Here is a 22,532-nt window from a genome sequence, read left to right as displayed (position 1 = left end):
TAAGGCCGGCGCCGCAACACCCGTATCCTCTCCGCGGTACCGGCCCGGCTCCGGACGCCGCACCCGCAGCGCACGCGTGGCCCCTTCGAACGACGCCTGAGTCAGTGGCGGACGCGGTAACGGATGTGGGTCGCTTCCGGCGTGTCGATCACCCGGACGATCTCCAGCGTCACCCGCGACGCCAGGACCTCGAACAGCCGTATGCCCCCTCCGTACAGGACCGGCACCTGATGGATTCGTATTTCATCCAGTACGCCGGCCTCCAGTGCGCGCTGTGCCGTATAGGCGCCGATCACATGCACGTGCCGGTCTCCGGCAGCGGCCTTGGCCTGTGCCATCGCGCTTTCGATCCCGTCGTTCACGTACGAGATCAACGGATACTCCGCGACCGACGGGTCGGGCTGCCGATGGCTGAGCACGAAGACCGGGACACCATCACCATGATGAACACCGCCCCAGTGATCGACCTGTTCCGCGGTACGCCGTCCCGACACGACCGCCCCAGCCTCATTGATCTCGTGCATCAGTTTCCCGGCGGATCCCGACCTACGGAAATCACCGTCCGGGGTGAGGGCCCAATCGTGCAGGATGAATCCATCCCCTCCCGGGTTGCCCGGTCCGTCGTTCGGGCCTGCGACGTACCCGTCGACCGATACCGACATGTCCAGCACTGATATCGCCACATCTACCTCCGGTGGTCTCGATCCAACTCGCTTTGACATGCCGCAGGTCGGGGGCACTTATTCTCCGCGGCTGAAATGCATCGCACCAGGTTTCTGGCCGGACATTCTGCGGACATTTGGCGGCACTAGAGCAGCTCAGGCCCGGTCACGTGTTCGACCTAATGTGTTTCGCGATCGAATTTGAGGATCGAGGTTCGAAGGCACCCTCTCAGGACAACCAGCGCGGCCGGCTCGACGACCTCGGCGCTCGTCGCGCTACCCGGCGCACGCCGGTCGTCCAGGCCCGGCCGCTCCAGCCGTGCCGAGCGGTGCTCGCGCGGCGACGCCGAGCCGAGATCCCGAGAAGTTGTCGGTCGCGCCCGCTAAGTTTCGTGATCTCAAGACCCCTCCGCGACACAGCCACGGGAGCCCGCAGCATGGGAGCGAAAACCAGCCTGATCGCCTACTCCGACGGCGACCTGCCCGGGCTCCTCCGCACTCTCCACCGACCTGACGCCTCCGCGACGGCCGCCCTGATCGACCGGGTTTTTCCCGACTGGACCGTCTCCCCCGCCGAGCCGGGTAATCTCTCGGACGACGTGCGGCCGCCCGAAGATCTGGCCTATGCGACCAGCTTTCCCGGGGTCGAGCTGATCTGCGCCGACAGCTTCATGCTGGACAATCCGTCCCTTCTGCCTTCCCATCTCGTCGAGGCGAGCAGGGGCCGCCGGCTTGTGCTGCATGCCATGCACAGCGTGGTCGACTGGCTGGCGTTCGCCGTCTGGGAGGACGGCCGGCTCGTGCGGTCCCTCAGCCTCTCCCCCGGCCACGGCGTCATCGAGGACATCGGCGAGCCCTTCCCTTTCGAGCTGCCGTTCTGGGAGGGGCTGCATCCCGTTGAGCCCGATCCCGCCTGGGGCGGCACGGAGCCGTACGCGCTGCCGTTCCATCCTCTCGAACTCGGTGAGATGGCTTTGCATGTGTTGTTCGGCTTCACCATCGAGGGCGAGGTTCATCCGGACGATGTCGATCCTGAGGACGTGGCTCTGCTCGGGTTCAACGTCGTCGACCCCGACGGGCCGACTCCCGAGGAGCGCCGGGCCGAGCTGATGGCGATCCGAGAGCGGATGGGCGAGCCGCGGTTCTTCCGGCCTCAGGGTGACGGCTCCTTACAGGAGATCGGCATCGACGAACTGGCCTGAGCGTCGCGTCCTGTGAGCGTCCCGGCCGGGCGTTCGTGGTCGGGGGCCTGGGCTCGGGGATCGCGCCGCTCGCCGCCGGTTTCGGGTGGCGTTGTCGCTGAACTCAGATGAACGCGTCTCGTTGGATGGTGTGCAGGTCCGCGTACGGGCCGGGGCGGGTGACGAGGTCCGCGTGGGTGCCCTGCTGGACGACGCGGCCGCCGTCGAGCACGACGATCAGGTCCGCCATCCGTACGGTCGGGAACCTGTGGGTGATCAGCAGGGTGACGGCGCCGGGGTGGCGGCGGGCGGCTTCGGCGTAGCGGGCGAAGACGGCGCTCTCGGCCGGGGCGTCGAGGGAGGCTGTCGGCTCGTCCAGCACCAGCAGCAGTGGGGCGTCGCGCATCGAGGCGCGGGCCAGGGCCAGTGTCTGCCACTGGCCGCCTGACAGGCGTACGCCGTGCTCGAAGGTGTCGCCCAGTTCGGTGGCCAGGCCGTGCGGGAGGCCGGACATGAGGCCGGTGGCGTCCGCTCGGGTCAGTGCGGTTTTCACGGCGGTGTGGTCGTGGAGGCGGGGCAGGTCGCCGACGCCGACCGTCTCGGCGGCGGTCAGCTCGAAGCGGGCCAGGTCCTGGAAGACCGCGCTGATGCGGTTACGCCAGTAGTCGGGGGTCAGGCGGTCGAGGGGGACGTGGTCCACCAGGATCTCGCCGTGGTGCGCGCGGTAGAGGCCGCACAGGAGTTTGGCCAGGGTGGTCTTGCCGGAGCCGTGCGAGCCGACCAGGGCGACGGTGGATCCGGCGGGCAGGTGGAGGTCGAGGTCGTGCAGGACCTGGCGGGACGTGCCTGGGTAGGTGAACGACACCCGGTGCAGGGTGATGCCGTGATCGAGGCGGTCGCCGAGCGGCTGCCCGTCTTGGGAGGAGGTGGTGTCCGGCGTGATCGGTTCGGGGGCGGGCTTCTTGGTGGAGAGGCCAGGCGCGGCTGGGCGAAGCGTTCCGGCGTCCGGGGCTGTTGGTGTGGGAGAGGGCTGCAGGACGGAAGGCTTCGGTGGGTGCGGGCGGGTGGTGGTGGCGTAGTGGCGGAGCCAGGACAGGCGGGAGACGGCGCGTAGACCTGAGGCGACCGAGCCGAAGTGGAAGGCCAGGCGGGAGGCCTGGGTGACGAACTGGACGCCGACCGTGGCCACCAGCACGATGTCCCCCGCCGTGGCTTGGTGGTTTCCGGCCAGCCAGGCCGCGTAGCCGAGTGCCGAGACATAGCCGGCCAGGAACGCGGCTGAGCCGGCGAACGTCAGCAGGCCGGCTCGGATCCCGGCGTTGGTCAGTGCGGCTGACGTCTGCTCCCATCGGTGGTCGGCCATCGTGTCCAGTACGGGTGCGGCGCCGCTCAGGCGGGCCTCCTTGGCCGAGCCGGCTGACGTGATCGTCTCCGACAGCGCCTCTTCCAGGCGGGTGGTCTCGGCGGTGCGTTCTGCGGCGGCGTCGATGTGGCGGGCCGCGCGGCCGCGTACCAGGAGGGACGGGAGGACGGCCGCGCCGAGCAGGAGCAGGAGGAGGGGGTGTACGGCGGCCATCAGCCCCACGCCGAACGCGATCTGAGCCGTGTGCTCCGCCACGAGGGCGAGGGCCCACACGGCGAAGTACAGGTGCCAGCTCTCCTCGCGCAGCGTCCGCAGTTTGTCGAGGTACGCGGGGCGTTCCAGGTGCTCGATGGTGGGGATGGACGAGGTGAGGGTGAGGATCTCCTCCTGGACGGACAGGCTCATGCGTTCGGCCAGGTCCTGCATCAGGGCCAGTTCGGCGCGGCCTAGCGCGACGCCCGTCGCCAGGGACGCTCCGGCGGCTACGGCCCAGAGCGCGGCAGGGGACGCGTGGCCTGCGGTGGCGGCGTCGGTCAGCTCCCGGAGGAAGACGCCCACCAGGCCGTGGCTGAGCGCTCCGGAGAGGAGGAAGGCGGTCAGGACGAGGCCGGCGCGGCGGTCCGTGTGCCAGGCGAGGGTCAGCAGGCTGCGGAGGGTGCCCCACGTGGTGGAGGCGGCTGGAGTGGAGATGGCTCCCGTGGAGGTGACGTCCGTCGTGGCTATCCCGGTGGGGATCGGCTCGGTGGAGGTCGGTTCCGTGGGGGTGGGTGGGGTGGGGTTTGTGGTCATTGGGCGTCCCGGGTGATCAGGTCTGCCTGGAGGTGGTACCAGTGCGCGTAGTGGCCGTTCGTGGCCAGTAGCTCGGTGTGGCTGCCTTCCTCCGCGATGACGCCTTGGTCGAGGACGATGATGCGGTTCGCTCTGCGTACGGTGGCGAAGCGATGCGAGATGAGGACCAGGGTGCGGCCTCGGGCGCGCTCCAGCAGGCGTTCGAAGACCTCGCGCTCGGCGCGGGCGTCCAGGTGGGCGGTGGGTTCGTCCACGATCAGGACCTGGCGTCCGCGTGGGTGGAGCGCGTACATGGCTCGGGCCAGGGCCACCTTCTGCCACTGGCCGCCGGACAGGTCGCGGCCCCCGGTGAAGGCGCGTGAGAGCGGCGTGTCCAGGCCGGCGGGCAGGACGTCCAGGAGGTCGAGCGCGTCGGCCGACTCCAGGGCGGACAGGACGTCGGCGTCGGTGCCGGCGAAGGTTGGATCACCCAGGCGGATGTTGTCGCGGAGGGGCAGGGGGTAGCGGACGAAGTCCTGGAAGACGGCCGCTGCGGTGGTGGGGGTGGTGGCGAGGCCGGTGGTGGGGGTGTAGAGGCCGGTGAGGAGCTTGGCGAGGGTGGTCTTGCCGGCGCCGTTGCGGCCGACGACGGCCAGCCGTTCGCCGGGGCGGATGTGGAGGTCGAGGTCGTGGAGGAGCGGGGTCTCGGCACCGGGATAGGCGAAGGTGACTCCCTCTAGCGCGAGGACGCTTCCGTCACGGGCGAACGAGGCGCGAGTCGGTGCGGGCGCCTCCTCATCTGTCGCCAAGTGGGCAAGCGAGGCGCTTCCCGGGGCTGGTGCATCCACGTTCTCCCCCGGGTCGGCGAACGACACATCTTTCGGTGTAGGCGCGTCTTCGTCCTCCACCGGGCGGGCGGACGAGACGCCTCCCGATGCGAGCGTGTCCCCGTTCTTTGCCGGGCGGGTGGCTGTGGTGGGGGCGGGGGTGGACAGGGGTGGGGTGAGGAGGCGTTGGGTGGCGTGGTGGGGCTCTCTTGCGTGGGCTATCTCGAACATCTGGTGGCTGCCTGCGCCGTACGCGAACACCAGCAGGGCCGCCAGTACGCACTGCGCCAGCTCGCCGGGACCGAGCAGGCCCGTTCCGGTGTGCCAGGCGAGGATGGCGAACGTGCCGGCGGCGGAGAGCAACTGCAGGGACAGCACTGTCCCGTATCCGCGCACCACAGCGCGCCGGCCGCGTGACTGCGGGGTGAGGAATGCGCGCATCGCGGCCACGTACCGGTCGATGAAGAAGGGCTGGAGGGAGAAGACGCGCAGTTCCTTGGCGGCGGCCGGGCCTCCCGCGACCTCGGCCAAGTAGTCGGCGCGGCGTCGGCGGCGTGCCTGGTCGGGGCTGTCGGCCAGGGTGTCGGCTCCGCCGGGGCCGACCAGCATGGTGGCGATGCGGTGGTTCTGGAGCAGGGAGAGTGACAGGGCCAGGACGGCCGGCCACCACACGTGCAGGGCCAGGATCGACGCGCCCAGCAGGGCGGAGGCCAGGCGGCCCGCCTCGCCGGCCGCGGCTACTGCTGCCGTGCCCGGTGTCCTGCCTCGGTGGCCGTGCAGGGCCAGCCGTAGGTCCGCCTGTGTCGCCGGTGTCTCCAGGAGGGCGAGCGGCAGGTTCGAGGCGGCAGCACGTACGCGTGTGCGGAGGACGCCGTCGATTCGGCGGGCCGCGGCGGTTCCGGCCGGTTCGCGCAGAGCCGTGCAGAGCTCCTGGGCGAGCAGTACGAGCAGCAGGGTGATCAGCGGCGCGGCGCCTCCGTGAGAGATGAGGAGGCCGAGGGGCACCGTGCTGAGCGGGCCGAGCGTCGCCGCGCCCACGCTGAGCAGCATGAACGGCAGCAGGTTACGCGCCCCGGCCAGCGGCAGCAGCCTGGCGTATCTCGTCATTGCAATCCGATGTGACCGTATTGGTCTGCCATGGGCGTGACCGTAACTCGGCGACACCGGATCAGTCAAACCGATGTGGTCAGCTTGGAATGTGTATCCGACGCCTTCCGCCGGTGACCGGGTGGCCAGGTTCGAGTAGGTTCTGGGCGGCGTCGCGGGGTGAGGGTGGCGGGAAAATGTTCGCCTGGGCTGTCGATCCGACCGGGTGCCGTTCGACGCGTTGATGGGAGGCGGCGCCGCGCGACCGCCCGTCACGAGCGAAGGAGAACAGACCGATGAAGTTCATGATCGTGGGCAAGGCCAGTCCCGAGTCCGAAGCCGGGGAGTTGCCCAGCCAGGAGCTCGTGGACAACATGCACGCCTACAACGAGTCGCTGGCCAGGGCCGGGGTGCTGCTGGCGGCCGAGGGTCTCTACCCCAGCTCGCACGGCGCGCAGATCGCCTACAGCGGGGGCAAGGCGAGTGTGATCGACGGACCGTTCGCGGAGGCCAAGGAGCTGATCGCCGGGTTCTGGCTGATTCAGGTCAAGTCGCGTGAGGAGGCCCTCGAGTGGGCGCTGCGGGTGCCGGTGCCGCCGGGGCACGACGGGATCGGGCTGGATGTGTGGCGGGTGTTCGACGCCTCGGACGTACCGGACGACTCGATGCCGGCCGAGGAGCGTGAGCGTGAGGAAGCGCTGCGGGAACGACTCGGCGCGGACCAGGGCCAGGGCCACCCCAACGCCTGATCCTGGTCAGAACGGGTGGGTCGGTCGGGCGCCTGACCGCTGCGGGTGACCGGGTCGGCGGCTGAGCACCGTTGAGGCGGGTTGCGAGGGTGTGAGGCGGGCTGGTCTCATGGGCCGGTGACGGCTACGGACACCCACCGCGCCATCGAGGCGGTCTGGCGCATCGAGGCGGCCCGGCTCATCGCCGGGCTCGCCGGGCTGGTGCGCGATGTCGGCCTGGCCGAGGAGCTGGCGCAGGACGCGCTGGTCGCAGCCTTGGAGCAGTGGCCGGAGTCCGGCGTGCCGCGCAATCCGGGCGCCTGGCTGATGACGGTCTCCAAGCGGCGCGCCATCGACCTGATCCGCCGCAACGAACGGCTCCAGCGCAACCTCGTCGAGCTCGGCCACCGCCTCGACCTGGAGGAGGAGCCGCCGGAGGTCGACGAGATCGAGGACGACCTGCTGCGGCTGGCGTTCACCGCCTGCCATCCGGCGCTGTCGGTGGCGGCGCGGGTGGCGATGACGCTGCGGGTGCTCGGCGGGCTGACCACCGACGAGATCGCGCGGGCGTTCCTGGTGCCGGAGGCGACCGTGGCGCAGCGCATCGTCCGGGCCAAGCGCACGCTCGCCGACAGGAAGATCCCGTTCGAGGTACCGCAGGGCGCTGAGCTGGCCGGTCGGCTGTCGTCCGTGCTGGAGGTCATCTACCTCATCTTCAACGAGGGCTACTCGGCGACCGCCGGTGACGACTGGATGCGGCCCGGCCTCTGCGCCGACGCGCTGCGGCTGGGGCGGGTGCTGGCCGGTCTGATGCCGAAAGAACCCGAGGTGCACGGGCTGGTCGCGCTCATGGAGATCCAGGCGTCCCGGTCGGCGGCCCGCGTGGGTCCTTCGGGTGAGCCGATCCTGCTGCTGGAGCAGAACCGGGCGAAGTGGGATCGGCTACTCATCAACCGGGGCCTGGCCGCGCTCGACCGGGCCGAGGAGCTGTCCAAGGCTGCGGGTATGCAAACCGGGGAAGCCATCGCAGGTCCGGGCGCCGCCGGGGAAACGGGGCAAGGGGCGGGCGCGGCCGGAGGATCGGGTACAGCGGCAGGGCCGGGTGGGATTGGGGAAGTCGGCACAGTGCTGGGGCCGTACACACTGCAGGCGGCCATCGCCGCCTGTCATGCGCGGGCGAGCGCCCCCGAGGAGACCGACTGGGTGCGCATCGCGAGCCTGTACGAGGCGCTGGCCCGCCTGTCCCGCTCCCCCGTCGTCGAGCTCAACCGGGCGGTGGCGCTGTCGATGGCGTACGGGCCGGCGGTCGGGCTCGGGCTGCTCGACCAGATCGTGGACGAGCCGGCGCTGAAGGGCTACCACCTGCTGCCGAGCGTACGCGGGGATCTGCTGGTCAAGCTGGGGCGGATGGCGGAGGCGCGGGTGGAGTTCGAGCGGGCGGCGGGCATGACCCGTAACGCGCGTGAGCGTGCCCTGCTGGAGGAGCGCGCCGCCGCCGCTTCCCGAGATGCCACCTCCTAGAACCTGGAAGGCCACCCCCAAGGCGCCGCTCGCCAACGCGGCTGAGGCTCACTCTGGGTGACATTGCCCTGGATGTGACACGAATGGTGCCTCTTGAGATGGGAGCGCTCCCAAACGGGCCTTTACGAGGTTTATGCCCATAAGTCCTATTCAAAGCGACTAAACCGCCCCATTGGTAACGGTTCCGTTTCGCGGGATTGACGGGCAGAGCCGCTAAGTGCACCCTTTGTGGGAGCGCTCCCAAAGACTCCCACCGCGGCGGAGCGGGGTACCGCGGTGCACTCCCCCAACCCAGTCACCCGAGAAGGGGTCCACCATGATGATCAGCAAGCGTCGCGGCGGTCTTGCCGTGGCCTCGGCCCTGGCCGCGGCGGCGCTCACCGTCGCGTCCTGCGGCTCCGGCAGCACCCCGGAGTCCAGCGCTCCAGCTTCGTCGGCGGCCGCTGAGCCCGTCACGATCCGCGTGCAGACCTTCGGCGGCGGCACCAACTTCGGCTACAAGAACGCCATCACGAAGTGGAACGCCGAGCATAAGGACATCCAGATCAAGGAAGAGCACCTCACCGACCAGTTCGAGCAGCAGTACTGGCCGCAGATGATCCAGTGGCTGCAGGCGGGCAACGGCGCCGGTGACGTGGTCGGCATCGACGAGGGCGGCATGGGCCTGGCCAAGGCGCACCCGGAGTGGTGGGCCGACCTGAAGGAGTTCGGCCTGGAGTCGCGCAAGGCCGACTTCCCCGCGTGGAAGTGGGAGAACGGCGTCGCCGCCGACGGCAAGCTGTTCGGTCTGGGCACCGACATCGGCGGCATGAGCATCTGCTACCGCACGGACCTGTTCAAGAAGGCCGGCCTGGCCACGGACCGTGAGGAGGTCGGCGCGCTGTGGCCGACGTGGGACGAGTTCATGAAGGTGGGCCAGCAGTTCCAGGCGAAGGTCAAGGACACCAAGTGGGCTGACGGCACCAACACCCTCTACCAGGTGGTCCTGTATCAGGAGGCGGCCAAGAACGGCAACGTCACCTACTTCGACAAGGACAACAACCTCATCGTCGACAAGAACCCGGCGGTGAAGGCGGGCTTCGACTTCGCCTCGAAGATGAGCCAGCAGGGCCTGACCGCCAAGCTGCGCAACTTCACCGACGAGTGGGCGGCGGGCACCCAGAAGGGCGCGTTCGCCACGGTCGGCTGCCCGTCCTGGATGCTCGGCGTGGTCAGCGGCAACGCGGGCGACGCGGGCGCGGGCAAGTGGGACGTGGCCTCGGTGCCCGGCGGTGGCGGGAACTGGGGCGGCTCCTGGCTGGCCGTGCCGAAGCAGTCGAAGCACCCGAAGGAGGCCGCGCAGGTCGCGGACTACCTGACGCAGGCGCAGACCGAGGCGAGCATCTTCACCGACTTCGGCAACATGCCGAGCAACACGAAGGCGCAGCAGGACCCGGCGGTGCAGGGCGCCAAGAACGAGTTCTTCAACAACGCCCCCATCGGTGAGATCTTCGCCAAGTCGGCGTCGAGCCTCCAGCCGGTCTTCCTCGGCGTGAAGCACGCCCAGGTCAAGAACGCCATCGAGTCGGTCATCCAGGGCATGGACGACGGCTCCGTCCCGCACGACAAGGCCTGGCAGCAGCTGGTCGACGACGCGGTCAAGGCCGCGGGCTGATGACCGTCCCGCCCGGCCCGCCATCGGCGGGCCGGGCACGTCGCCGCTGAAAGGTCTGGTATGAGCCTCGACACCCCTACGACGTACCGTCGTGATCGTCCGCCCGGTCGCCGCTGGCGTTCCAGGTTGGACGTCAGGGCGATGCCGTACGCCCTGGTGTCTCCCTACTTCATTCTGTTCGCCGCCTTCGGGCTGTTCCCGTTGGCCTTCACGCTCTACTACTCGCTCTACGACTACGACCTGGCCGGGACCACGGAGTGGGCCGGGCTGGACAACTACGCCGCGCTGCTGGCGGACGACGACTTCTGGCGTGCCGTGGTGAACACCGTGGGCATGTTCGTCATCGCCACCGTCCCCCAGATGTTGCTGGCGCTGTTCCTGGCCAACGCGCTGAACAAGCGCTTCAGGTTCCGGCTGGCGATCCGGATGAGCGTGCTGCTGCCGCTCGTCACGTCGGTGGTCGCGGTCGCGGTGGTGTTCACGCAGCTGTACGCCCGCGACTGGGGCCTGGTCAACTGGATCCTGGGCGCGTTCGGCGTGGAGAACACCAACTGGCGGGCCGAGCGCATCCCGTCCTGGATCGCCATCGCCACCATGGTCGACTGGCGCTGGACCGGCTACAACGCGATCATCTTCCTGGCCGGCATGCAGACGATCCCGCGCGACCTGTACGAGGCCGCCGCGATCGACGGCGCGTCCAGGCGCCGGCAGTTCTGGCAGATCACGCTGCCGATGTTGCGCCCGACCATGATCTTCGTGGTGCTCAACTCGACGATCGGCGGGCTGACGCTGTTCTCCGAGCCGACCACGTTCTACAACGGCAACGTCGACGGCGGCTCGCAGGGCCAGTTCCAGACGGTGGCCATGTTCATCGTCAAGCAGGGCTTCCGCGAGTTCGACTACGGCTACGCCGCGGCCGCCGCCTGGCTGCTGTTCCTGCTGATTCTCATCGGAGCGGCGATCAACTTCCTGTTCGTGCGCAGGATCGGGGGCACGAAATGACCAACTGGTCACCGACCATCCTCACCAGGGTGATGCTGGCCTTGGCGGTCTTCCTGTCGGCGTTCCCGCTGTACTGGATGCTGGTCATCGCCTCGCGCACCAACGCCGACGCGGTGGCGGTGCCGCCGCCGTTCCTGCCGGGCGGCAACCTCGGCGAGAACATCGTCGCGGTGCTCAACAACGAGGACGCGAAGTTCCTGCTGGGGCTGACGAACTCGTTCATCGTGGCGACCGTGGTCACCGTCTCCGTGGTGATCATCTCCACGCTGGCGGGCTTCTCGTTCGCCAATCTCAACTTCAGGGGCCGCAACCTGCTGCTGGTCCTGGTGCTGCTGACGATGGCGGTGCCGCTGCAGCAGATGGGCGTGGTGCCGCTCTACCGGCTCATGGTGAGCCTGGAGTGGACGGGCACGCTCAAGGCGGTCATCCTGCCGTACCTGCTCAACGGGTTCGGCGTGTTCCTGATGACGCAGTACACGCGCCAGGCCGTGCCGATGGAGCTGGTCGAGGCCGCCCGGGTGGACGGCGCCGCCACGCTGCGCATCTGGTGGAACGTCGTGCTGCCCGCCGTGCGGCCAGGAATGGCCGTGCTCGGCATCAACACGTTCATGCTCATGTGGAACGACTTCATGTGGCCGCTGATCGTGCTCACCCCGGACAACCCGACCGTGCAGATCGCGATCACCTCGCTCAACGCCAGGTTCTCCACGAACTACACGTTGATCTTCGCGGGCACGGCGCTGTCCATCATCCCGCTCATCGCGGTATTCGTCGCATTCGGCCGTCAGATCGTCGGCGGACTCATGGAAGGTGCGGTCAAGGCGTGACGACTCAAGAGGAACAGACGCGTTCCGACCTGTGCTTCCCTCCTGGTTTCTCGTTCGGCGCGGCGACGTCGGCGTACCAGATCGAGGGTGCCGTCTCCGAGGACGGGCGCGGCGTCTCCATCTGGGACACCTTCACCAAAACGCCGGGCAGGGTGCTGAACGGCCATCATGGTGACGTTGCCATGGATCACTACCACCGGTTCGCGGAAGACGTCGCGATCATGGCGGAGCTGGGGCTGACCGCCTACCGGTTCTCGGTGTCGTGGCCGCGGATCCAGCCGACCGGCTCCGGCGCGATCAACCAGAAGGGCCTGGACTTCTACCGGCGGCTCACCGACGAGCTGCTGCGGCACGGCATCGACCCGTGGCTCACCCTCTACCACTGGGACCTGCCCCAGGCGCTGGAGGACCAGGGCGGCTGGCCGAACCGGGACACGGCCTACCGGTTCGCGGACTACGCGGCGGCCGTGCACGAGGCGCTGCAGGACCGGGTGCACACGTGGAGCACCGTCAACGAGCCGTGGTGCGCCGCGTTTCTCGGCTACGCCTCTGGGGAGCACGCCCCCGGCAGGCGTGAGCCGCAGAACGCGATCAGGGGCGCGCACCACCTCAACCTGGCCCACGGGCTGGCCGTGCAGGCGATGAACGCCCGCCGCGTCGGCGGCTGCGTGAACCTGTACGCGGTCACCCCCGAGACCGACAGCGAGCGCGACCTGGACGCGGCCCGGCGCATCGACGGGCTGCAGAACCGGTTCTTCCTCGACGCCCTGCTGACCGGCCGCTATCCGGAGGACGTGCTGGCGGACCTGCGGGTGGAGCCGGAGGACTTCATCCAGCCTGGCGACATGAAGACCATCGGCGCGCCGATCGACGTGCTGCTCGTCAACTACTACAGCCGCTTCACCGTCTCGGGGGCTCCGGGCGGCAAGGCGTCGGCGGCGGCGGCCCCCACGGACTCGGCCTCCCCGTGGGTGGGCAGCGAGCACGTGTCGTTCGTCAACGGGGGCCGGCCGGTCACCGCGATGGGCTGGGAGATCGACGAGGCCGGCCTGGTGGAGGTGCTCACCCGGGTGATGCGGGACTACCCGCCGATCGCGATGGTGGTCTCGGAGAACGGCGCCGCCTTCGACGACGTGCTCACCGACGGCCGGGTCCACGACCGGGAGCGGCGGGCGTACGTGGAGGCGCACCTGGGCGCGTGCAAGGAGGCGATCGAGGCGGGCGTGCCCCTGGAGGGCTATTTCGCCTGGTCGTTGATGGACAACTTCGAGTGGGCCTGGGGTTACGGCAAGCGGTTCGGCCTGGTCCATGTGGACTTCGAGACGCAGGAACGTCTGCTCAAGGACAGCGCGCTCTGGTACGCGGAGATCATCCGGCAGAATAGGCCACATGAACCGACCGACTCTTGAGGCAGTCGCTGCCCGGGCCGGCGTGGGCCGGGGCACGGTGTCGAGAGTCATCAACGGCTCACCGAACGTCAGCGCCAAGGCCCGCGAGGCCGTCGAGCTGGCCATCAGCGAGCTGGGCTATGTACCCAACCGTGCGGCGCGTGCCCTGGTCACGCGCCGCACGGACACCGTGGCGCTGGTGGTGTCCGAGTCGCAGTTCCGGGTCTTCGACGAGCCGTACTTCGCGGGCACGATCCGCGGCATCGGCTCGGCGCTGGCCGAGACCGGGTTGCAGCTCATCCTGGCGATGGCGCGCACCCCTGAGGAGCACGCGCGGCTGGAGCACTACCTGACGGGGCAGCACGTCGACGGCGTGCTGCTGCTGTCGCTGCACGGCGCCGACCCGCTGCCGGGGCGGCTGGAGGCGATGGGCGTGCCGACCGTGCTCGGCGGCCGGCCCGTCGGTCTCGACCCCTACAGCTACGTGGACATGGACAACAGGGCAGGGGCCCGGCAGGCGGTCAAACACCTGCTGGGCCTCGGCCGCACCGCCATCGCCACGATCGCCGGGTCGCAAGACATGGGCGTGGGCGTCGACCGGCTCGCCGGATACCGTGACGCGCTGCTGCCCTCGCGCCTGCCCGAGCTGGTGGCCTACGGCGACTTCTCCGAGCACAGCGGCGCCACGGCGATGACCGAGCTGCTGCGGGATCATCCCGACCTCGACGCGGTCTTCGCCGCGTCCGACCCGATGGCGCTGGGCGCGATGCGCGTGCTCAAGGCCCAGGGCCGGGTGATCCCCGGCGACGTCGCGGTGATCGGGTTCGACGACTCCAAGGCCGCACTGCATGCCGACCCGCCGCTGACCACCGTCCACCAGCCGACCGAGGCGATGGGCCGTCAGATGGCCCAGCTCCTGGTGGCCCGGATCAACGGCGAGCAGCTGCGCCAGCCCGTCGTCATCCTCGACACCCATCTGGTGCGGCGCGAGTCCGCCTGACAGTCACGAGAGGGGTCCCGTGGACAGCAGGACCAAGCGCCGGTTATCACCCGCCGAGCTCGACGCGCTCGTCCGGCGGGCGGTCGGCACGGGCGTCACCAGCGCCACCGAGCTGACCGACGGCTACGCCAACGCCGTCTGGCGGCTGAAGCTGGAGGACGGCCGGGAGGCGGTGCTCAAGCTGTCGCCGCCGCCCGAGCTGCGCCAGCTCAGCTACGAGACCAACCTGCTGCGCATGGAGGCCGCCGCCATCGCCCTGGCGCTGGAGGCGGGCGTGCCGGTGGCGGGGCTGCTGCGGGCCGGCTTCGACGATCCGGTGCTGGGCGGCGACTACCTGCTGCTGGACGCGCTCGACGGCGTGTCGTGGAACGACGTCAAGCCCGAGGGCGAGGCCGCGCTGCGCAGGGAGCTGGGCGCACATCTGGCCCGGTTCAACGCGGTGACGGGCGAGGTGTTCGGCTATCCGCACGCCGGCATCGTGGGCGCGACGTGGCGGGAGGCGTTCCTGGCCATGGTGGCGGCGTTGCTGGGCGACACCGAGCAATATCCGGCGCCGCTGCCGCTGCCGGCCGCGCGGATCATGGAGGTGTTCGAGGCCGCGGCGCCCGCGCTGGACGAGGTCACGACGCCGCGGCTGGTGCACTTCGACGTGTGGGCCGGCAACGTCTTCCTCGACCTGCGCGGCACGCCCAGGATCGAGGCGATCATCGACCACGAGCGCGCCTTCTGGGGCGACCCGCTCGCCGAGTTCGTCACCCCGACGATCTTCGGCGAGCTGAGCGAGGACGATCCGCTGCTGGCGGGCTACCGCGAGGTGACGCCGCTGGAGCTCACGCCCGCCGCGATGGTCCGGCTCGACCTCTACCGGACCTACCTCTACCTCATCCTGCTGATCGAGAACGGACCCCGGCAGTACCCGGAGGACGAGTACGCCAGGGTCCGCGATCTCGCGACGGCCTCACTGACCGATGTGCTCGACCGCCTCGTACGCGCGTCCCCTGGAGCCGTCGGCTAGGTCGGCGCAGGCGCCGCCGCCCTTGACCGTGTTCGGCACGCCGAGGTCGACCGGCATGGTGCCGGAGCAGGCGAGCGCGCCCGCGATCGTGCTGCCCGACAGGATCGGCGCGGTGTTGCCGCTCAGCAGCGCGGCGCCGCGCAGGTCGGCGCCCACGACGGTGAGGTTGCCCGCGCCGCTCACGGCGAGCGCGCCGCTGACGCGCGTGCCGAGCAGGTGCACCTGCGCGGCCCCCGCGGCGGTGAGCGCGCCGGTGACGCGGCCGCCGGTGACGACCAGCGAGGCGCCCGGCCTGACCGTGACCGCCCCCGTCACCTCGGCGCCGTCGAGGCAGGTGACCCCGGAGGACACGACGAGCGCGCCGCGGTGCACGCCGGTGACGGTGCGGGTGCAGGCGGGCGGCGGGGCGATCGTGGTGACGGTGAACTTGTCCGGCTTGCCGTAGTTGCCGGCCGCGTCGATCGAGCGGTACTCGATCGTGTGCCGGCCGCGCGGCAGCTTGCCGTACACGAGCGAGTCGATCGTCGTGCCCTGCTCCGTGAACGTCCACGGCAGCTCCGACGAGGTGGGCCAGCCGAAGTAGTTGAACCAGCCGTCGCCGTCCACCCGCGACTCCGACACGACGTAGCCGTCCTTGTCGTCGGTGCCGGTGAGCCGCATGGTGAAGGGGCCGTTGTAGACGTAGGTGTGGCCGGAGCGGGCCAGCGGGCGCGACAGCTCGTACGCGGTGGCCGGCCCGGTGGCGTCGATCGTCCAGGTCAGCGTGCTTGTGCCGAGGGCGGCGGTGAGGGTGTGCGTGCCCGGCTTCAGGTCCAGCTCGCCGAGGTCCAGGTCGGCGCCCTCGTACCGGGTGCCGTTCAGCGTCCAGGTGACCTGGGGGACGGTCCGGGCGGGGTGGGTGGTCTCCACGTACACGACGTCGTCGCGGCCGAGCGGCCGGTCGGTGGGGGTGGAGGAGACGAACGCGGGCTCGGTGGCGTCCGGCGGGGTGGTGATCGCGGTGTCCACCGTCCAGGTGCGGGACCTGGTCATCGCCGCCCTGACGTCCGGGTCACGGACGAACGCGGTCGGGTCGGAGACGGTCGCGGTGACCGTGTGCCGGCCCTGGGCCAGGCCGAGCTCGCGCAGGTCGAGGGAGTCGCGGTCGCCGGGCAGGTCCCGGCCGTCCACGTTCCAGGTGGTGACCAGGGAGTGGCCGACGGGGCGCATCGGCTCGACCCACAGCACGCGGTCGGCGCCGACCGGCGCGCCCGTGGGCGTGGCGTCCTGGACGACCATCGTCTTGGCGGTGATGCTGCGCACCATGACCTCGCGGCTGACCTGGTCGAAGTAGTAGCCGAGGGTCTTCATCATCGAGTGCGCGCTGGGCCGCCACACGCCGGTGGTCGCGTACATGCCGCCCTCGTAGCGGCCGATCGGGCCGCCCGACTCGCTGGGCTCGCCCAGCCAGCGCCACCACTTCCTGCGCTGGTCGCTCATCTCGCGCTCGGTGAGCAGCGTGTGGTGGGCGCTGGACGGCTCAGGTCCTGTGTAGGCGCCGCCGGGGACGCCGCGCTGGTAGTAGTCGTACTCGTCCTGCAGCCCGCCCAGGGAGTGGCCCAGCTCGTGCGGGCTGATCAGAGCGGACATGCTGTTGCTGCCCGAGGCGGTGGCGTACGAGCCGCCCGCGCCGCCGTACGTGCCGCTGTTGCCGAGCGCGAGGATCTGCCGGTTGGCCGAGGTGGTGCCGGTGACCATGTTGGCGTAGCGGGTGGCGGCGGCGTTGTCCATGGTGATCAGGCGCTGGACGCTGCCCGGGTTGCACTGGCCCCAGAAGCCCATGCTCAGCGGGGTCGTCCTGCGCGGCGCGTCGAGGCCGGGGTCGCAGCTGATGCCCGACTCCCCCGAGACGATGTCGATCCGATAGACGTTGATGTAGTTGCGGTAGGACTTGAACGGCTCGATCGACCACATGACGTTGAGGTGCCGGTCGGTGTCGGCCCGGAACTTCTCCTGCTCGGCCTCGGTGTAGCCGTCGCCCATGACGATCAGGTTGAACCGCTTGGCGGTCGTGCCCGTGACCTGCACGGGCACGACGGTGGCCGAGCCCGGCTCGGCGGCGCTCGCGGGGGCGGCCGGGGAGAGGCATAACGTGGCGGCGGCCAGAGTGAGGGCCGCGAAGATACGCATGATCAGCACTATCGGACCGGCGCTGCCCGCGCGTCCATCCCCATACCCCATCAAACCCACCCGATTCGGGATATGTCCCGATCGGACTCGTCCTGATCAGGTCGCGCGCTCAGGTCCGCGCAGTGGGCTGCACGCAGTGGGATGCGCGCGATGAGGGTGCGGCGATGGGGGTGCGGCGATGGGGGGCAGGCGGTCGGGTGCGCGCGATGGGGGTACGCGCGGCGACGTGCGGGCAGCGGGGCACGCGCGGTGGGGCGCGCGGTCGCGTGCGGGCGGTCAAGCGCGGGGCAGTTGGGCGAGCATGATCGGGCGGGTGGTCGGGCGGTCGGAGCCGCCGGCGGGCTCGACGGTCAGCGCGACGCGGTCGTCGCGCTTCAGCGCCACGAGCACCAGGGGCGCGGTCATCCCGTCCGCGCCCCGCCGCAGCAGGCCTGCGGGGCGGGCGCCCGCCGGGTCCATCAGCCACAGCTCGTACGCCTTCGTGGCGGGCAGCTCCGGCAGGCCCGACGAGGTGAACAGCACCCGGCCCTCGTCCCGCGAGATGACGATCGTGCCCGTGCCGCCGGAGGCGATCGGGCGGCGCAGCGTCTCGGCGTCGGGCGCGGCCAGCACCGCGACCAGCCGCTCGTTCCTGGTGGCGGCCTCCTCCAGGTCGCGGCGGGCGTCGAACGCGACCACGCCGAGCGCCACGGCCGCCGCCGCGCTGACGGCCGTCAGCGCCGCCATGACCTTCGTCCGCCGCCGCGGCACCGGCACCCCGCCGTCCGCGACCAGGTACGGCCCGCCCGCGGCGATGTCCGGCGCATCGGCGGTGACGTACGGCCCACCTGCCACGATGTGCGGCCCGCCGGCGGTGGCGGGCGACTCGGTTCCGGTGGTGTGCCACCCGGCCGGCGCGCCCGCCCAGGGCCCGGGGCGGGCGTCATCGGGACGGCTCTCGGGGCCGCGTGACCGATGCGCGGCGGCGAGCAGGCGACCGCGCAGCCCCGTGGGCGGCGCCTCGGCCACCGACTCCGCCAGTTTCGCGGCGGTCTCGCGCAGGCGTCGCACCTCGTCCGAGCAGCCCTGGCACACGTGCAGGTGCTGCTCGAACCGCACCCACTCGGCGTACGGCAGTGCGTGCACGGCGTAGGCACCAGAGAGGGTGTGGAGTTCGTCCTTCATCGTCCACTCCCTGCGGTGAGAGGCGGCTCACGCATGTACTTCGGCCGTTCGGGCATGGCGGATGGTTCCGGCCTTGCTCTTTTCCCGTGACATGAGACAATCTCATTGGGTGATGAATTATGGGGTGTGTAATAGCCGGCGGCGGACCCGCCGGAGCGATGCTGGCCCTGCTGCTGGCCAGAGCGGGCGTCGAGGTGACGCTGCTGGAGAAGCACGGCGACTTCCTGCGCGACTTCCGGGGTGACACGATCCACCCGTCGACGCTGCAGGTGCTCGACGAGCTGGGACTGGCGCCGGAGTTCCTGAAGCTCCCGCACCGCAAGGCGTACGAGCTCAACCTGGTCACCGACGCCGGTGAGGTCAGGCTGGCCGACCTGCGCGGGCTGCGCGGCGCCTACAAGTACATCGCGTTCGTGCCGCAGTGGGACTTCCTCACGCTCATCACGTCGGCGGCCGAGCGCTACCCGGGGTTCCGGCTGCTGATGAACGCCGACGCGTACGACCTGATCCGCGAGGGCGGCGCCGTCCGCGGGCTGCGTTACCGCGACGACTCAGGCGAGCACGAGATCAGGGCGGACCTGACGGTCGCCGCCGACGGGCGGCACTCGGTGCTGCGCGCCCGCGCGGGCCTGGTGCCCGAGAACCTCGGCGCGCCGATGGACGTGGTCTGGTTCCGGCTGCCCCGCCACGAGACCGACAGGGACGACACGTTCCTGCGCATCGCCGGCGGGCGCATGATGGTCGCGATCAACCGCGAGAGCTACTGGCAGCTGGCCTACCTCGTGCTCAAGGGCGGCTACGACGAGATGCGCCGGCAGGGCATCGACGCGCTGCGCGAGCCCGTGGCCAGGCTGATGCCGTGGCTGGCCGACCGAGTCTCAGACATCGGCGGCTACGACGACGTCAGCGTGCTGACCGTCCGGCTCGATCGGCTGCGCCGCTGGCACCGGCCGGGGTTTGTCTGCATTGGGGACGCCGCGCACGCCATGTCGCCGGTCTTCGGGGTCGGCATCAACCTGGCCGTGCAGGACGCGGTGGCCACCGCCAACCTGCTGGCGGGTGCGCTCAGGGCGGGCGCGCCGATCCCCGAGCGGACGCTGCACCGGCTGCAACGCCGGCGCATGCTCCCGACCAGGGTGACCCAGGCGGCCCAGCGGCTGGTGCAGAACCGGGTCATCGGCCCGGCACTGCGGCGGCGGATCGACCCGGCCGGGCTGCCGCGCGATCTGACCAGAATTCCCCTGGTCGGCCTGCTGGCGCCGCGCTTCATCGGCCACGGTGTCAGACCCGAGCACGTGGCGGTAAAGGAACTTTGACTGCCTCTGGGTTAGTCTGCGGATAACCGCATTCTCACAACGTGGACATGGGGGTCGGTGGGGCCGGGCCAGTGGAATACCCTCGTATCTCGTGAGCAGCAATCTAGTGGACCTCGATACCTGGCGAGCCCTCCCCGCGGCGCAGCAGCCTGACTGGCCAGACCGCGGCGAGCTCGACAAGGTTGTCGCCGAGCTCGGCGGCCTGCCCCCATTGGTCTTCGCCGGCGAATGCGACCAGCTCAAGGAGCAGCTGGCCGCCGTCGCGCGCGGTGAGGCGTTCGTCCTTCAGGGCGGCGACTGCGCCGAGACCTTCTCCGGCGCCACGGCCGACAACGTGCGCCAAAAGCTGAAGACCTTGCTGCAGATGGCCATCGTGCTGACCTACGCCGGCCGGGTGCCGGTGGTCAAGATCGGCCGGGTCGCGGGCCAGTTCGCCAAGCCGCGTTCGAAGGGCACCGAGACCCGGGGCGGGGTCGAGCTGCCCGCCTACCGGGGTGACATGGTCAACGGCTTCGACTTCACCCCCGAGGCGCGCAGGCCCGATCCGTGGCGGCTGCTCAAGGCGTACCACTCCTCGGCCGTGACGCTCAACCTGGCCCGGGCCTTCACCAAGGGCGGCTACGCCGACCTGCGCCAGGTGCACGCCTGGAACCAGGACTTCGTGGGCGAGTCGCCCGCCGGCCGGCGTTACGAGCAGCTGGCCAGGGAGATCGACCAGGCGCTCGCGTTCATGCGGGCCTGCGGGGCCGACCCCGAGGAGTTCCACACGGTCGAGTTCTACTCCTCGCACGAGGCTCTGATCCTCGACTACGACCAGGCGCTCACCCGCATCGACTCGCGTACGGGCCTGCCCTACGACGTGTCGGCGCACATGGTCTGGATCGGCGAGCGCACCCGCCAGCTCGACGGGGCCCACGTCGAGTTCTTCTCCAAGATCCGTAACCCGATCGGCGTCAAGCTCGGCCCGACGACGACGCCGGACGAGGCGCTGGCGCTCATCGACAAGCTCAATCCGGGCAACGAGGCCGGGCGGCTCACGTTCATCACCCGCATGGGCGCCTCCAAGATCCGCGAGCACCTGCCCGCGCTGGTCAAGGAGGTCACGGCGACCGGCGCCCGGGTGGCCTGGATCTGCGACCCGATGCACGGCAACACGTTCGAGGCGCCCAGCGGGCACAAGACCCGCCGCGTGGACGACGTGCTGGACGAGGTGGCCGGCTTCTTCGAGGTGCACCGCTCGCTCGGCACGCACCCCGGAGGCATCCACATCGAGTTCACCGGCGACGACGTGACCGAGTGTGTCGGCGGCGGGCACGAGATCGGCGAGACCGACCTCGCGACCCGCTACGAGACGGCGTGCGACCCCAGGCTCAACCGCAGCCAGTCGCTCGACCTGGCCTTCCGCGTGGCCGAGCTCTACCGCGGCTGACCTGCCGAGGTTCCGTCGCCGCCGGGCTCCCGGCGGCGACCCTCACCCTGCCGGGCATGCGCGGGTGAACGCCTGAGATGAAAGTGATTCAGGTCTCATCGCCGTACGTGAAGAACCTTCGGTGAACCCTGGGATTCCAGGGCTATGATCGCCCCGATAGATACCAATTTTTCGGGAGATGATCCGTGGATAATGCTCCAGAGGGGGTCGACCCGAACGTCCCCAACGTCGCGCGAATGTACGACTATTTTCTCGACGGCAAGGACAACTTCGCCGCCGACCGGGCCGCCGCGGAGCAGATCCTCCAGACGTTCCCGAACACCAAGGAGGGCGCCCGCGCGAACCGGGCGTTCCTGCGGCGGGCGGTGCGGCACCTGGTGGACCAGGGCGTCAGGCAGATCGTGGACCTGGGCGCGGGGCTGCCCACTCAGGGCAACACCCACGAGATCGCCCCTGAGGCACGCGTGGTGTACGTGGACTACGACTCCGTGGTGTGCGTGCACGGCAGGGCGCTGCTGGCCAGGCGGGACAACGTGGACTTCCTCCAGGCCGACGTGCGCGAGCCCGAGGCGCTGCTGGACAAGCTCGGCACGATGGTGAACTTCGAGCAGCCCGTGGCGTTCCTGATGCTGGCGATCCTGCACTTCATCCCGGACGACGACGCCTACGACGTGGTGACGAGGCTGCGCGAGGCCAGCGCGCCCGGCAGCTACCTGGTCATCAGCCACGCCGTGGACAGCACGCCGGACACCACCCCGCAGGCCCTGGAGATCTACCGCAGGGCCACCGCCGCGCTCAACCTGCGCACGCGGGAGGAGGTCCTGCGCTTCTTCGACGGCTACGAGCTGGCGGAGCCGGGACTGACGTACCCGAACGGCTGGCGTCCCGAGGACCCGGACGCGCCCGGGAACGGCATCACGTTCGGCTACGTGGGAGTCGGCCGCAGGCCCTGAGGGCACCTGGACAGACGAAGACCCCGCTCGTGAGGGCGGGGTCTTTTTGCGTGCGCGAGTTCAGTTCTGCTGGGCGCTCTTCAGCTCTTCGCTGAGCTCGGCCCTGATCGCGTCCATGTCGAGCGCCTTCACCTGGCGGATGAGGTCTTCGAGCGCGGGCCCGGGGATGGCACCGGCCTGCGCGAAGACGACGATGCCGTCACGGATCGCCATCAGCGTGGGGATCGAGGTGATGTCGAATCCCTGCGCGAGCCCCTGCTCGGCGTCGGTGTCGATCTTGCCGAAGGTGATGTCGTCGTGCTTGTCGGACGCCTGCTCGAAGATCGGCCCGAACTTCTTGCACGGCGGGCACCACTCGGCCCAGAAGTCGAGCAGCACGATCCCCTTGTCGGCGATGTCGTTGAAGTTCTTCTCTGTTACTTCGATGGTCGCCACAAGTGGCTCCTCGCTCGTTGTCGCTGTCATGCGGTTTGTCGCTG

18 protein-coding genes are annotated in these 22,532 nt (G+C 70.0%); 12 read left to right on the top strand and 6 right to left on the bottom strand.

From position 1 onward, the window contains the following. Positions 1-101 precede the first annotated feature (101 nt). Positions 102-662 carry a dihydrofolate reductase family protein gene (locus AB0C28_RS06025; protein ID WP_357841073.1) on the bottom strand — a complete coding sequence of 187 codons (561 nt, stop codon included), beginning with the start codon at positions 660-662 and terminating at the stop codon, positions 102-104. Positions 663-832: 170 nt separating this feature from the next. Between AB0C28_RS06025 and AB0C28_RS06020 the strand changes: the two genes are divergently transcribed. After that, positions 833-1,864: a hypothetical protein gene (locus tag AB0C28_RS06020; protein WP_358073226.1), complete on the top strand. Its 1,032-nt coding sequence runs from the start codon at positions 833-835 to the stop codon at positions 1,862-1,864. A gap of 103 nt (positions 1,865-1,967) precedes the next feature. Here AB0C28_RS06020 and AB0C28_RS06015 read toward each other — a convergent pair whose 3' ends face one another. Both AB0C28_RS06015 and AB0C28_RS06010 read right to left on the bottom strand, forming a co-directional pair. Further along, complete coding sequence (locus AB0C28_RS06015) at positions 1,968-3,995, bottom strand: ABC transporter ATP-binding protein (protein WP_358073225.1); 2,028 nt, start codon at positions 3,993-3,995, stop codon at positions 1,968-1,970. Then, positions 3,992-5,908 carry an ABC transporter ATP-binding protein gene (locus AB0C28_RS06010; RefSeq protein ID WP_358073224.1) on the bottom strand — a complete coding sequence of 639 codons (1,917 nt, stop codon included), beginning with the start codon at positions 5,906-5,908 and terminating at the stop codon, positions 3,992-3,994. The genes AB0C28_RS06015 and AB0C28_RS06010 overlap by 4 nt, the downstream gene beginning before the upstream one ends. A gap of 275 nt (positions 5,909-6,183) precedes the next feature. Here AB0C28_RS06010 and AB0C28_RS06005 point away from each other — a divergent pair, with 275 nt between their 5' ends. From AB0C28_RS06005 to AB0C28_RS05970, 8 genes are all read left to right on the top strand, one after another. Continuing rightward, complete coding sequence (locus AB0C28_RS06005) at positions 6,184-6,636, top strand: YciI family protein (RefSeq protein WP_357841061.1); 453 nt, start codon at positions 6,184-6,186, stop codon at positions 6,634-6,636. A gap of 117 nt (positions 6,637-6,753) precedes the next feature. Next, positions 6,754-8,136 (top strand): RNA polymerase sigma factor, encoded by a 1,383-nt coding sequence (locus AB0C28_RS06000; RefSeq protein ID WP_358073223.1) that lies wholly within the window; start codon positions 6,754-6,756, stop codon positions 8,134-8,136. Positions 8,137-8,452: 316 nt separating this feature from the next. Further along, positions 8,453-9,790, top strand: coding sequence for an extracellular solute-binding protein (locus AB0C28_RS05995; RefSeq protein ID WP_357841056.1), 1,338 nt, complete (start codon positions 8,453-8,455; stop codon positions 9,788-9,790). 126 nt (positions 9,791-9,916) lie between these two features. Then, positions 9,917-10,792: a sugar ABC transporter permease gene (locus tag AB0C28_RS05990; protein ID WP_357841053.1), complete on the top strand. Its 876-nt coding sequence runs from the start codon at positions 9,917-9,919 to the stop codon at positions 10,790-10,792. After that, complete coding sequence (locus AB0C28_RS05985; protein WP_357841050.1) at positions 10,789-11,619, top strand: carbohydrate ABC transporter permease; 831 nt, start codon at positions 10,789-10,791, stop codon at positions 11,617-11,619. The genes AB0C28_RS05990 and AB0C28_RS05985 overlap by 4 nt, the downstream gene beginning before the upstream one ends. Then, on the top strand, positions 11,616-13,028 hold the full coding sequence (locus AB0C28_RS05980) for a GH1 family beta-glucosidase (protein ID WP_357841047.1): 1,413 nt from the start codon (positions 11,616-11,618) through the stop codon (positions 13,026-13,028). Before AB0C28_RS05985 ends, AB0C28_RS05980 begins: the two co-directional genes overlap by 4 nt. Then, entirely contained in the window at positions 13,009-14,007 is a 999-nt protein-coding gene (locus tag AB0C28_RS05975) for a LacI family DNA-binding transcriptional regulator (protein ID WP_357841044.1), read from the top strand. Before AB0C28_RS05980 ends, AB0C28_RS05975 begins: the two co-directional genes overlap by 20 nt. A 19-nt stretch (positions 14,008-14,026) precedes the next feature. Then, positions 14,027-15,022, top strand: a complete 996-nt coding sequence (locus tag AB0C28_RS05970; protein ID WP_357841041.1) for an aminoglycoside phosphotransferase family protein — start codon at positions 14,027-14,029, stop codon at positions 15,020-15,022. On the opposite strand, the gene AB0C28_RS05965 is transcribed toward AB0C28_RS05970, so the two are convergent. Beyond that, a complete protein-coding gene (locus AB0C28_RS05965) occupies positions 14,966-17,191 on the bottom strand; it encodes a M64 family metallopeptidase (RefSeq protein ID WP_358073222.1) in 2,226 nt (741 codons plus the stop codon). The two genes, AB0C28_RS05970 and AB0C28_RS05965, sit on opposite strands and share 57 nt — an antisense overlap. Before the next feature lie 276 nt (positions 17,192-17,467). Next, positions 17,468-18,355 carry an anti-sigma factor gene (locus AB0C28_RS05960; RefSeq protein WP_358073221.1) on the bottom strand — a complete coding sequence of 296 codons (888 nt, stop codon included), beginning with the start codon at positions 18,353-18,355 and terminating at the stop codon, positions 17,468-17,470. 119 nt (positions 18,356-18,474) lie between these two features. Here AB0C28_RS05960 and AB0C28_RS05955 point away from each other — a divergent pair, with 119 nt between their 5' ends. The 3 genes from AB0C28_RS05955 (at position 18,475) to AB0C28_RS05945 (ending at position 22,053) form a co-directional block, all read left to right on the top strand. Further along, entirely contained in the window at positions 18,475-19,671 is a 1,197-nt protein-coding gene (locus AB0C28_RS05955; protein WP_358073220.1) for an FAD-dependent oxidoreductase, read from the top strand. A 91-nt stretch (positions 19,672-19,762) separates the two neighbouring features. Next, the gene (locus tag AB0C28_RS05950) at positions 19,763-21,100 is read left to right on the top strand and encodes a class II 3-deoxy-7-phosphoheptulonate synthase (RefSeq protein ID WP_357841030.1); all 1,338 of its coding nucleotides are present in this window, start codon (positions 19,763-19,765) and stop codon (positions 21,098-21,100) included. Between the two features lie 185 nt (positions 21,101-21,285). Further along, positions 21,286-22,053 (top strand): SAM-dependent methyltransferase, encoded by a 768-nt coding sequence (locus AB0C28_RS05945; RefSeq protein WP_358073219.1) that lies wholly within the window; start codon positions 21,286-21,288, stop codon positions 22,051-22,053. 60 nt (positions 22,054-22,113) lie between these two features. Here AB0C28_RS05945 and AB0C28_RS05940 read toward each other — a convergent pair whose 3' ends face one another. Continuing rightward, positions 22,114-22,488: a thioredoxin family protein gene (locus AB0C28_RS05940; RefSeq protein WP_346110244.1), complete on the bottom strand. Its 375-nt coding sequence runs from the start codon at positions 22,486-22,488 to the stop codon at positions 22,114-22,116. Between the last annotated feature and the right edge of the window lie 44 nt (positions 22,489-22,532).

This window comes from Nonomuraea sp. NPDC048892 (genome assembly GCF_040649735.1).
GTDB classification, from domain to species: Bacteria; Actinomycetota; Actinomycetes; order Streptosporangiales; family Streptosporangiaceae; genus Nonomuraea; species Nonomuraea maheshkhaliensis.
The sequence above is the reverse complement of the archived record's forward strand: the minus strand, read 5'-3'. Positions and strand labels throughout refer to the sequence as shown.